The sequence below is a fragment of the Bradyrhizobium sp. CCBAU 11361 genome, from assembly GCF_028128935.1.
GTDB lineage: Bacteria > Pseudomonadota > Alphaproteobacteria > Rhizobiales > Xanthobacteraceae > Bradyrhizobium > Bradyrhizobium niftali.
Genome location: NZ_LBJZ01000158.1, coordinates 32,336 through 43,829 on the forward strand (window position 1 = coordinate 32,336; position 11,494 = coordinate 43,829).

General features: G+C 62.3%; 10 protein-coding genes and 1 pseudogene. 6 read left to right on the plus strand and 5 right to left on the minus strand.

Annotation, left to right across the window (positions count from 1 at the left end; all coding sequences use genetic code 11):
• Positions 1 to 2 precede the first annotated feature (2 nt).
• The 4 genes from XI08_RS14740 to XI08_RS14755 all read left to right on the plus strand — a co-directional run bounded on the left by XI08_RS14740 (position 3) and on the right by XI08_RS14755 (position 4,315).
• Positions 3 to 929 (plus strand): ABC transporter permease, encoded by a 927-nt coding sequence (locus XI08_RS14740; RefSeq protein WP_271574932.1) that lies wholly within the window; start codon positions 3 to 5, stop codon positions 927 to 929.
• A 40-nt stretch (positions 930 to 969) separates the two neighbouring features.
• Positions 970 to 2,484, plus strand: a complete 1,515-nt coding sequence (locus XI08_RS14745; RefSeq protein WP_271574933.1) for an ABC transporter ATP-binding protein — start codon at positions 970 to 972, stop codon at positions 2,482 to 2,484.
• Positions 2,485 to 2,521: 37 nt separating this feature from the next.
• Positions 2,522 to 4,021, plus strand: a complete 1,500-nt coding sequence (locus tag XI08_RS14750; protein WP_271574934.1) for a CoA-acylating methylmalonate-semialdehyde dehydrogenase — start codon at positions 2,522 to 2,524, stop codon at positions 4,019 to 4,021.
• Positions 4,022 to 4,141: 120 nt separating this feature from the next.
• Entirely contained in the window at positions 4,142 to 4,315 is a 174-nt protein-coding gene (locus XI08_RS14755; RefSeq protein WP_271574935.1) for a hypothetical protein, read from the plus strand.
• Between the two features lie 91 nt (positions 4,316 to 4,406).
• On the opposite strand, the gene XI08_RS14760 is transcribed toward XI08_RS14755, so the two are convergent.
• From XI08_RS14760 to XI08_RS14780, 5 genes are read right to left on the minus strand one after another with little or no spacing between them, the layout of a single operon-like run.
• Positions 4,407 to 5,258 (minus strand): ABC transporter permease, encoded by an 852-nt coding sequence (locus tag XI08_RS14760; protein WP_271574936.1) that lies wholly within the window; start codon positions 5,256 to 5,258, stop codon positions 4,407 to 4,409.
• Between the two features lie 2 nt (positions 5,259 to 5,260).
• On the minus strand, positions 5,261 to 6,109 hold the full coding sequence (locus XI08_RS14765; protein WP_271574937.1) for an ABC transporter ATP-binding protein: 849 nt from the start codon (positions 6,107 to 6,109) through the stop codon (positions 5,261 to 5,263).
• Positions 6,106 to 7,152 carry an ABC transporter substrate-binding protein gene (locus XI08_RS14770; protein ID WP_271574938.1) on the minus strand — a complete coding sequence of 349 codons (1,047 nt, stop codon included), beginning with the start codon at positions 7,150 to 7,152 and terminating at the stop codon, positions 6,106 to 6,108. Before XI08_RS14770 ends, XI08_RS14765 begins: the two co-directional genes overlap by 4 nt.
• A gap of 42 nt (positions 7,153 to 7,194) precedes the next feature.
• Positions 7,195 to 8,409: a CaiB/BaiF CoA transferase family protein gene (locus XI08_RS14775; protein ID WP_271574939.1), complete on the minus strand. Its 1,215-nt coding sequence runs from the start codon at positions 8,407 to 8,409 to the stop codon at positions 7,195 to 7,197.
• Positions 8,406 to 9,341, minus strand: a complete 936-nt coding sequence (locus tag XI08_RS14780) for a hydroxymethylglutaryl-CoA lyase (protein WP_271574940.1) — start codon at positions 9,339 to 9,341, stop codon at positions 8,406 to 8,408. Before XI08_RS14780 ends, XI08_RS14775 begins: the two co-directional genes overlap by 4 nt.
• Positions 9,342 to 9,429: 88 nt before the next feature.
• Here XI08_RS14780 and XI08_RS14785 point away from each other — a divergent pair, with 88 nt between their 5' ends.
• Together XI08_RS14785 and XI08_RS14790 are read left to right on the plus strand one after the other, a co-directional pair.
• The gene (locus tag XI08_RS14785) at positions 9,430 to 10,338 is read left to right on the plus strand and encodes a GntR family transcriptional regulator (protein WP_271574941.1); all 909 of its coding nucleotides are present in this window, start codon (positions 9,430 to 9,432) and stop codon (positions 10,336 to 10,338) included.
• Between the two features lie 394 nt (positions 10,339 to 10,732).
• A pseudogene (locus XI08_RS14790) lies at positions 10,733 to 11,317 on the plus strand (transposase); the annotation flags it as partial.
• Positions 11,318 to 11,494: the final 177 nt, after the last annotated feature.

Below are 11,494 nucleotides of genomic sequence, written 5' to 3' on the forward strand. Positions count from 1 at the left end.
GCATGGACGTGACATCAATCGGCTGGCTCACGCTGCCACTCGCAATTCTGGGAGGAGCGATCCGTGTCTCCACGCCCTTCATCTTCGTCAGCATCGGTGAGCTCATCACCGAAAAATCGGGGCGCATCAATCTGGGTCTCGAAGGCACGCTCATGCTGGGCGCCATGGCGGGATACGGGGTCTCCTATCTTTCTGGTTCGCCCTGGCTCGGCGTGCTCGCAGCGGGACTGGCCGGAACCGCTTTCGGCCTGCTGCACGGTCTCCTCTGCAGCGTGAAGCGCGTCAACGATACGGCGATCGGTATCAGCCTCATCGTGCTCGGCACAGGCCTGGCGTTCTTCTTCGGCAAACCCTTGATCGAACCCAAGGCGCCAGCGCTTGCTTCGATATCTCTCGGATTCTGGTCGAGCACGCCGCAAGTGCGAGCAGCGTTGGACGTGAACGCGCTGTTCTTTGTCGGAATTCTATTGGCCTTTGCAGTCTATATCTTCCTGAACAGGACTGGCTGGGGACTGATGCTGCGCACCGTCGGAGACAGCGAGGATGCGGCACGCGCGCTTGGCTTTCCGGTATTGCGGGTGCGCATCCTGGCGACGATGGCCGGCGGCTTCCTCGCAGGTATCGGTGGCAGCTTCCTGTCGCTCTCATATCCCGGGAGCTGGAGTGAGGGTCTGTCCAGCGGGCAGGGAATCATGGCGGTGGCGCTCGTCATCTTTGCGCGTTGGCGTTCCATCAACGCCCTCGGCGCATCACTTCTGTTCGGCGGTGCAGGCGCCCTCGGGCCGGCACTGCAGGGTGTTGGCGTCACCGGCTATTACTACCTGTTCAACGCGGCTCCCTACATCCTGACGCTGGCGATCATGGTGGCCTCGACGTCGCGCGCGGCTCCGTTCGCCGATGCGCCCGGCGAACTCAAGCTGCACCGATGAGAAACGCTGTGACAGGAATACATCCCCTGAGGATCGTCCGATGACCGCTCCGCAAGTCGAACTGTTGAACATGACGAAGCGTTTCGGAGCGAATCTCGCTTTGAACAACGTGTCGCTGCTGATCCGGTCGGGCACTGTCCATGCGCTGCTCGGGGAGAATGGCGCCGGAAAGAGCACGTTGGTCAAATGCCTCGTGGGTTTCTACCATCCGGATGATGGCCATATCCAGGTCAACGGGCGCGAGCACAGGCTGAACTCACCGAAGGATGCCGACGCGCTCGGCATCGGTATGGTATATCAGCATTTCACGCTGGTTCCGTCCATGACGGTGGCGCAGAATCTCGTTATCAGCGGCGCGAGATTGCCGGCCTATGTCAACTGGCAAAGCGAGCTGAAGCGGCTGGCGGACGTCACGAAGAAACTGCCCTTTCACGTTCCCCTCGACGTGCGCGTCTCGCAGCTCTCTGCGGGCGAGAAGCAGAAGGCCGAGATTGTCAAGCAGCTCTATCTCGGGCGCAAGCTTCTCATTCTGGACGAGCCGACTTCGGTGCTCACGCCGGCCGAGGCAGATGAGGTGCTCGGCTACGTTCGCAGCCTGACACGGGCGGGAGAGCTCAGCGCCGTTCTGATCAGCCACAAGTTTCACGAGGTCCGCCGATACGCCGATGACGTGACGGTGCTGCGGCGCGGCGCGTCAGTGCGAACGGGAGCCGTTGCGGACCTGTCGGACGATGCGCTCGCCGAAGCGATGATCGGCGAACCCGTCAGCAAGATGGTGCAGCACGCGCCGAAATCACCGCCGAAGCCCAACATTGTCCTCTCCATCAAGGACCTCTGCGTGAACGGGGACAATGGTCTTCCGGCCGTGAAGGATCTCTCGCTCGCGGTGCGCGAAGGCGAGATTGTCGGGATTGCCGGCGTATCCGGAAACGGACAGTTGGAGTTGGTCGAGACCTTGATGGGCCAGCGCGATCGCAGCGGAGCGATCGCCGTATCCGGCGCCGCGTTCAACGGTAGGCGAAGGGAAATTGCCCGCCTCGGCGTCTACGGGTTGCCGCAGGAGCCGCTGAAGAACGCCTGCATCGATCGGATGTCGCTGGCGGAGAACCTTGCCCTGCGCAACTTCGATCGGGCGCCACTCTGTCGCGGTATCGCGATGAACTACGGAGCGCTCACGGAGCAGGCCGAGAAGCTCGTGAAGCAATTTCGTGTCAAAGCCCCTGGCTTGACGGCGAGCATGAGCGCGCTATCCGGAGGCAACGTGCAACGGGCGGTTCTTGCGCGAGAACTCACCCAAAACGTCCGATTGCTGATCGCGTCCAATCCAACCTTCGGACTCGATTTCGTTGCCTGCGAAGAGACCTGCCGCCGGATCATGGAGGCACGGAACGGCGGCGCTGCGGTGCTCCTGATCTCTGAAGACCTCGACGAACTGCTTGGCCTGGTCGACAGGATCCTCGTCATGAGCGGGGGGCGCATCGTCCATGAAGTTGCGGCCGACGGCGCCGACAAGCGCGTGATCGGAAAATACATGGCGGGAATGAAAGCCGCCTGACCTAAGGAGCGTATCGGAACGTACAAGGAGACTGCTCGTGGTTACGCAGATAAATCATTTCATCAATGGCAAGCGGGTGCCGGGCGGTACGGAACGGAGGTTGCCTGTCTTCAACCCGGCCTCGGGCGAGCAGACGGGATCTGTCGCGGCCGCCAACGCGACCGATGTGGCGGACGCGGTGGCTGCGGCCAACCGGGCAGCGCAGGGCTGGGCCGATACGACGCCACTGCGACGGGCTCGCGTGCTAAATCGCTTTCTGCGGATTCTTGAAGATCGCGCAGGACAGCTCGCCGACGTGATCGTATCGGAGCACGGTAAGGTTCGTTCCGACGCCCTCGGGGAAGTTCAACGCGGGATGGAAGTGGTCGAGTTTGCGACGGCTGCGCCGCAACTGCTCAAGGGCGAGCTTACCGAGAATGTCGGGACTCGCGTCGACAGCTATTCCACGCGCCAGCCGCTCGGGGTAGTCGCCGGAATCACGCCCTTCAACTTTCCGGTCATGGTCCCGATGTGGATGTTTCCGGTCGCGCTAGCCTGCGGAAACACGTTCATCCTGAAGCCGTCGGAACGTGACCCGTCCGCCTCGCTGGTCATGGCGGAATGGCTCAAGGAAGCCGGCCTGCCGGATGGCGTCTTCAATGTGGTGCAGGGTGATAAAGAGGCCGTCGACGCGCTGCTGCATCATCCGGACGTATCGGCGATCAGCTTCGTAGGGTCCACGCCCATCGCGCAGTACATCTATTCGACCGCCGCGAACAACGGAAAACGTTGCCAGGCGCTTGGTGGCGCCAAGAACCACATGATCGTGATGCCCGATGCCGATATGGACCAGGCGGTCGATGCGCTGATAGGCGCCGCTTACGGCTCCGCCGGCGAACGCTGCATGGCGATTTCTGTTGCCGTACCGGTCGGCGAGAAGACGGCAGATAAGCTGATCTCCGCCTTGGAGCCGAAGGTCCGCGGGCTGAAGGTCGGGCCGGGTACCGATCCCGAAGCTGAGATGGGCCCTCTTGTCACGAAGCAGCATCTTGAGAAGGTCCGGAGCTACATTGATGCGGGCGTCGCGGATGGTGCGAAGCTGCTCGTGGACGGACGCAAGTTCAACATGCAGGGCTATGAGAACGGCTTCTTCATGGGCGGGACCTTGTTCGACCAGGTCAAGCCCAGCATGAAGATCTACAGAGAGGAGATCTTTGGGCCCGTGCTGTCGGTGGTGCGAGCGCCGGACTACCAAACGGCCGCGCGCCTGATCAATGAACACAAATTCGGCAACGGTACATCGATCTTCACACGTGACGGCGATGCTGCGCGTCAATTTGCTCACCAGATCAAGGTCGGCATGGTCGGCATCAACGTTCCGATTCCGGTCCCGATGGCCTTCCACTCCTTCGGTGGATGGAAAGCGTCAATCTTCGGCGATCATCACATGCATGGACCGGAAGGCGTCCGCTTCAACACGCGAATGAAGACAGTGACAAGCCGCTGGCCAACCGGGATACGAGCCGGGGCGGAATTCGTCATGCCAACCATGTCATGATGGCGCCCGGGTACCGCGTTTGTCTGTTCTCCCAAACTGCGAGGGCCATCGGCCCTCGTTTTTTTTCGACCAGGCCATTGCCACATGAGCGCACGCCGGCGTCGGGAGCTCAGCGGTCGATTGGCGACCTTTGCCCGGCGTAGCCTCGAGATTTCCAAACCATCGTCCCCTTCAGGCGGCATGCGCCAGCCGGTCGCGCTCGCCTGCGAAAGCACATTCATCCTGAAGCCGTCGGAACGTGACCCGTCCGCCGCGCTGATCGGCACCGCTGCCAGGCTCGTCGGCCGTATATAACGGCGACGATTCAGACTTCGTTTGCGAGCGCAGCTGTATTCTTCAACAGCCTTGCTAAGCTCGTAGAGTCTATGCCGGTTATCGATTGGCATTATGCCGAAGGCTCGAATTGCGGCTGCCATCGCAAGAGGTAGGACTGCAGCGAGCGCACGGCGACCGCAAGCAGAATCCCGACGAACATCATGACGAAGATGGCTACCATCATCTCGCTGGCGTTGGCGCGTGCTTCGGCTTCGATGATGAGCTTGCCGAGCCCGCGTTCGGCGCCGATGAACTCGCCGACGATGACGCCGATCAGCGCGAAAGAGACCGCCGGCAGGAGCGAAGCGAACACCCAGGCGAGTGCAGAGGGGATCACAACGGTGCGCAGCACGGTGAACTCGCCGGCCCCCAGCAGCCGGGCGGCGGCGATCTGGTCTCGATCAACCGCGCGGGTTCCCTCGAACGTGTTGAAGAACACCACGAAGAACACGACCAGCCAGGCAGTGGCAATCTTGGAGAGATCACCGAGGCCGAAGATCAGGATGACGAGCGGCACCAGCGCGATGCGCGGTATCGAGTTGAGCGCCACGATGTAGGGGCCGAATACGCGGGCAAGGAAGTCCGAACGGCCGAGGACCAGGCCAGCCGCGATTCCGCTCGCTGAACCGAAAAGAAACCCCCACCATGTGTTCTTCAGCGTGACGAGCGTGGCGAGCCATAGATTGTTGTCGTTGCCCTTGATGCAGGCGGTGAAGCCGGCGGAATCGGCAAAGCAGCCAAGCCGCAGGAAGCTCTGCCAGATCAACGATGGCTTAGCTACGAAATACGGATCGAGGATTTTCGGCACATAGGCCTTTGGCAACAGCGCCTTGCTCCATTCAAAGCCCCACTGCCAGACAACGAGAACCAATGCGAGGATGGCCAGTTGCCAGAACAGGATGACGGTACGGCTGCTGGACATGGTCAGTCGGCCCTGGTGCGGCGGAATTCTTCGCCGAGTGAATGCCAGATGTGAGAGTAGAGACGGCCGAATTCGGCAGTCTCGCGCACGGCCACAGGATCACGCGGCCGCGGGATCGTGACGTCGAAATCTTCCTTGAGCCGCCCGGGCCGGGCCGAGAGCAGGATGATGCGACTCGCCAGCGTCAAGGCTTCGCCGAGATCATGCGTCACGAATAGAACAGTCTGCCGCTCGCGCTCCCAGATCTCCAGCAGCGTCTTGTGCATCTCGAGCTTGGTGTGGGTGTCGAGCGCGCCGAACGGTTCGTCCATGAGCAGGATCTCGGGCTCAAGGATCAGCGTGCGCATCAAGGCGACGCGCTGGCGCATGCCGCCGGACAGCATGCGCGGAAAGCTCTGCGCAAAGCCGGAAAGACCGGCCTTCTCGACGGCCGATGCGACGCGCCCGGCGCGCTCGGCTTTCGGCAGTCCCGCGATCTCCAGCCCGTAGCCGATGTTTTGCTCCACTGTTCGCCAGGGAAACAGCGTGTCGCGCTGGAAGACATAGCCAACCCTGGGGTTGACCTTGCCGGTCTCGACCGTGTCCTGATCAATCAGGATGCGTCCGCCCGAGCGCGGCAACAGCCCCGCGACCATGTTGAGGATGGTGCTCTTGCCGCAGCCGGACGGACCGAGCAGCGCGACAAACTCGCCCGGCTTGACTTCGAAGGAAACGTCATCGACCGCCACGAACTCGCGGCCGCTCGCGTTGAAGCGTTTTGCGAGACCTTGCACGGCGATGCGCGTGCGCGCCGCCGCCGTGTCATCGTCGTCTCTCGCGCGCGCCAGGCCCGGGCTGAGTGCGGGCGTCATTTGTATTTCGCTCTAGCCGCCTGGAGAAAGCTCATGTCGACGACATCCTCATATTTGGTCTCCGGAATGTCGGTCCCCTTGCGGTACCAGGGTTTGGCCCCGCGTTCGAAGGAGGGCTTGTCGATGATGCCGTCATAGGCCCAGGTCGACTTGTCGAAGCCGAGCTCGGCGCTGACCGCATCGGGATCGATGCCGGAGAAATATTTTGGCGTGACCAGTGCCTGCACGTCTGCGAGCGGCGCTGCTTTCACGAAAGCCATCGCGCGGTGGATCGCGTTGACATAGGCCTGCACCATTGCCTTGTCCTGCTCGACCGTGTCCTGGAGCGTGTAGATCACGAGCACGGGCAGCGTGCCGCCGAAATCCTTCTCGAACACGCCGGGTTTCGACGCGTCGTAAATCGTCCTGCCAAAGCCCTTCTTCTCGACCTCGACGATCCAGCTCGGCGGCGCCATGATGGCGTCGAACTGCTTGGTCTGAAGCGAAGGAAACATCGTATTGGGCCCGCCACCCGCGACCCAGTTCACCTTGCCGCCCAGCTCCCGCGCTTCGAACACATAGGTGCCGAACACGCAGGTGCCCGACCCGATCGCGGTCGCGGCGACGATCGGCTTGGCGCCGTCCGCCCGCTTGTATTCGGCGAGCTTCTCGACCGAATTGATGCCGCTTTCGTAGAGGTCCTGCCGGACCATGATGTTGGCGTAGGAACACACCATCTCGGTCGCGAGCAGGATCTTGCAGGGCTTGCCGCGCGCACCGAGCTGGAGCGGATGGCTAGCATCGCCATGGGCGAACGTTGCCTGCCCAGCCGCCAGCGTCTGACGACCGAATGTGCCGGCATTGCCGGTGACGAGCTTGGAATCGAGTCCTTCGTCTTTGAAGTACCCCTTGAGCTCCGCGATCATTCCGATGGCGTAGACCGGCGAGACCGGCCCGAACGCGAGCGAGACCTGCTTGGGCTCGGCGCGCGACTGCCCCGGCAGCAGCGATGCGCCGGCCCATGCGGAGCCCGCGATCAACGCCTGTCGCCTGGTAATGCTCATGTGCTCCTCCTCCCTTGATTCTTGTTCGATGGCGCCGATCGATTAGGACGGCGCGGCCTTGATCGTCCCTGCTTGTCGCAGCGTTTCGATCTCATTCGGCGACATGCCGATCTCGCTCAGGATCTCGCGGCTGTGCTCGCCGATCTGAGGGGGATTGTAGCGGTTGGGCAGACGGCGACCTTCCATGGAGATCGGCAATAGCGGCGTTTTTGCCACGCGGCCGTCAGGCAAATGAATGTTGGTCAGCCCGCCCGACTGGTTGAGATGCGGATCGTCGAAGAGATCGCCGGGCTTGTTCACGGGCGCATAGGGCAGCTCGAGCTGCTCCAGGCGCGCGGCGAGATCGGCCTTGTCCCATTGCTTGAATATCTTTGCGATCTCGGGAATCAGCCAGCTGCGGTGATCGACGCGGCCGTTGCTCGTGGCAAAGCGCGGATCATTCAGCCAGCCTTCACAATCGAAGGCCCGACAGAACGCCTCCCACTGTTCTTCGCCCACGATGGTGACGAATAGCTTCGAGCCGTCCCTGGTGTCGAACAGATCGTAGACCGGCCACGGGCTGTCCTTGATCGAATAGGGAATCGAGGGCTGGCCGCTGACCACCTCGCACATCATGGCCTGCGCCATCAGGAACACGTTGTTCTCGTACAGCGCACTCTGGATGTAGCGGCCCCGGCCGGTGCGCTGCCGTTCGGCCAGCGCAGCCTGGATCGCGATCACGCCGAACATGCCGCCCATGATGTCGTTGACCGAGGCGCCGGCGCGCATCGGCCGCCCCGGCAGGCCGGTCATGTAGGCAAGACCACCCATCATCTGCACGACCTCATCGAGCGCGAGACGATTCTCGTAAGGGCCCGGCAGGTAGCCCTTCAGCGAGCAGTAGATCAGGTGTGCCGCAAAAGCGGCGACCGACTCGTAGTCGAGACCGATCCGCTTCAGCAGGCCCGGCCGGAAGTTCTCGATCAGGACGTCGCTGCTCTCGATCAGCCGCCGCGCGACGTTCTGGCCTTCCGCGGTCGATGTATCCAGCGCGATGCTGCGCTTGTTGCGGCTATAGGTGGCGAAGAAGCCGGCGGCGGCCCCCTTGAAATAGCGGGTGCGGTCGCCCTTGGGCGGCTCGACCTTGATCACGTCGGCGCCAAGATCGGCGAGGATCAGGCCGCAACTCGGCCCCATCACCATCTGGCTGAACTCGATGACGCGAATGCCGGCGAGCGGACGAAGATCCGATGCCGCCTGGTGCGCAGCCGCCGTCACGCCGCTCTCCGCAGGACCTTGGGAATGCCGGCCTCGTGCAGATGCCCGGTCAGATGTTTTGCCGGGATATGGCGGGCGAGAATCGCGCGCGTTTGCATCAGGCGGTCGAGGTCGATGCCGGTGGAGAGGCCCATGCGCTCCAGCATGAACACGAGATCCTCGGTGACGATGTTGCCGCGCGCACCGGGAGCAAAGGGGCAGCCGCCGAGGCCGGATACCGCGGCGTCGAAACGCCGGATCCCCGCTTCGAGACCGGCGACGGCATTGGCGAGGCCAGCACCGAGCGTGTCGTGCAGATGCAGCCGCAGCGTCATCTGCGATCCGACTTCGCGCCTGACGGCTTCGACGATCTGCCTGGTCAGTTTCGGAGTGGCGTAGCCGACGGTGTCGGCGAGCCCGATCTCGTCGGTACCGGCCTCGGCAAAGGCGCGCGCGACCCGGCACACGGCCGCTTCGCTGACCTCGCCTTCCAACGAGCAGCCGAAGGAGGTGGAGATCGCACCCATCAGGTGCGGCCGGCGGTCCACGGGCTGAGCGTCGATCGCGGCGCGGACCGCGCGAAACCCCTCGAGCTGCTCTTCGATCGAGCGGCGCACATTGGCGCGGTTGTGCGTCTCGCTGGCGGAGATGACGAAGTAGATGGCGTCGACGCCAGCGGCAATGGCGCGTTCGGCGCCCTTCACGTTCGGCACGAGTGCACCGATGGCCGCGGTCTTGTGCGCGAGTGCGTGCGCCATCACCGCATCGACATCGGCGAATTGTGGCACGACCTTGGGCGGCACGAATGATCCGGCATCGATCTCGCGCACACCAGCGGCGGCGATCATGTCGATCAACGCGCATTTGGTTTCGGTGGGAACGAACATGTCCAGGTTCTGGAGGCCATCGCGGGGAGCGGCTTCGCAAATATGGACTTCAGGCTCGCGCGCCATCGGGATCTCCCTGCTTGATTGTATATTATTGCGTTAAAGAACAATTTGTGAGACATTGTGTCAAGCTCTAAAACGTGTGTGCACTGCAATGACGTCCGACAGTTCCCGACTGCGCGCCGTCCGAAACGGTGGTGCCGAGCGAGCCGAACATCTCGCTGGCCTGATCATGGCGCTTGCTCGGCGCGAGGGCATGAAGGCCGGCGATCGGTTGATTGAACAAAGGCTTGCGGACGCGCTGGATCTTTCGCGCGCTCCGATCCGGCTCGGCCTGAAGGCTCTGGAAGCGGCGGGGCTGGCGCGCGGCGAGCCGAACCGCGGCTTCGTGCTGGCGAAGAATCCGACCAGCGGCGCAGCCCAACCGGCGCTCGCGGCCGTCAGGCGCGCCGAGCAGATCTATGCGACGATTGCAGGCGACGTACTCGCGAGCCGGCTACCGGCAGACGTGACCGAGGCCGAGCTGATGCGCCGCTATGATCTGAGCCGGGCCGAGCTGCAGCGGTTGCTCGACCGCATCGCGGCCGAAGGCTGGATCGCGCGCCTGCCTGGCTACGGCTGGCGCTTTGCGGAAACGGTCTCCAGCCCCGAAGCGCAGTTCCAGGCGGCGGCATTTCGCGCAGTGATAGAACCGGCTGCGATCGCGCAGCCCGATTATGCCCTGGCGCCCGAGGTAATCACGAGATTGCGGGAACGCCAGCAACGGATCTTAGACGGCGAGTTCGAGAAGATGACGATCGGCGAGATCTATCAGTCCGGCTGCGACTTCCACGAAGAAATCATCCGCGGTGCCGGCAATCCCTTCTTCGTTGAAGCGCTCAAGCGCGTGAATTCGATCCGCCGGCTGTTCGCTTATCGCAGTTTCGCCAACCGCGACGGCATGCGGCGACACGTGCGCGAGCATTTGCGTCTGCTCGATGTTTTGGAAGCGCGGCGTTATGCGGAGGCGGCCGATCTTATGGCCAAACACCTGCAGCGCACGCTGGTGGCGGGTCTGTCTTGACACCTGAGTGCGATCGGCAAGTAAATTGGATATCGTGCAGAACGCGGCCGCAGGAAACGCCTGCTTCGGTCGGGTACGAAGGGCATGTACTATGAATCCTTTCCTCCTGATCTTCCTCAGCGTCCTCTGGCTTGCTGTTTGCAGCTCATCCGCCTTCGCACAGACCGAGCGTGATGAGTTTTACTGGCTCGCCGAAATGAACAAGGCGTCCGCCGTGATGGTCGTATCTACTGGCATCGTGGACCCGGTCCTCGGCAAGACTATCGCCAATGCGATCGCCAAGGTGAATGCTGATGCGGCCGTCCCGGGAACGGACAGGCCATGGGATTATCTGAAGATTGAACCAAAACTGATCGCTGCGGGCGGCCCGGATGTCACACGGCTGCATTCGGGACGAAGCCGGCAGGATATGTTGTCTACGACACAACGTCTTTTTCTGCGGGACGCGCAGTGGTCAGGCGGCTGTCGCAACAGTGCCGAACTCTGGCGCCGTTTGAGAGGGCAAGGCTTTAAGGGATCGCTGCGCGTGGTGGCGGAATGGGCCACGCGACGGCGACGCGCCGAGACTATCAGCCGTCAACAATTGCAGAAGGTCCCCGCCGCCAGGACGATAGCGCAGTTGATGACGACGAGGCGCGACCACCTAACTAAGGCCGAGACCGTCACGGTTGCCGCTATTGAACAAAGCGTTCCTATGCTGGCCGATGCCCACGCTCTCGTTGGCCGCTTCCACGCGATGATCCGAAAGAGGGCCGAGATCGAGCTCGAACCTTGGATAGATGAATCCAAGCAGAGCCTCATTGGCTCGTTCGCGAACGGCATTGCCAACGATAAGGGCGCGGTGCACGCGGCTATCACGCAACCATGGTCCAATGGCCAAGTGGAAGCTCAGATCACCAAGCTCAAGCTGGTCAAACGGCAAATGTACGGGCGCGCTAAGCTCGATCTCCTTCAGGCTAGGCTGATTGGCGCGCCATAAAAACAAACACGATCATCGAATATGCGTCAGAGCCAATATTGCAGGCCGAATGACACACTCGCGCGAGAACTCTGATTAACTACGGAATGACGACATTCATTTTATGGACCATCTTTGCTCTCTGCGTCGGGACAACAGCAGCCCATTTCGGGAGCGGCACATAGGCGACACCCACTG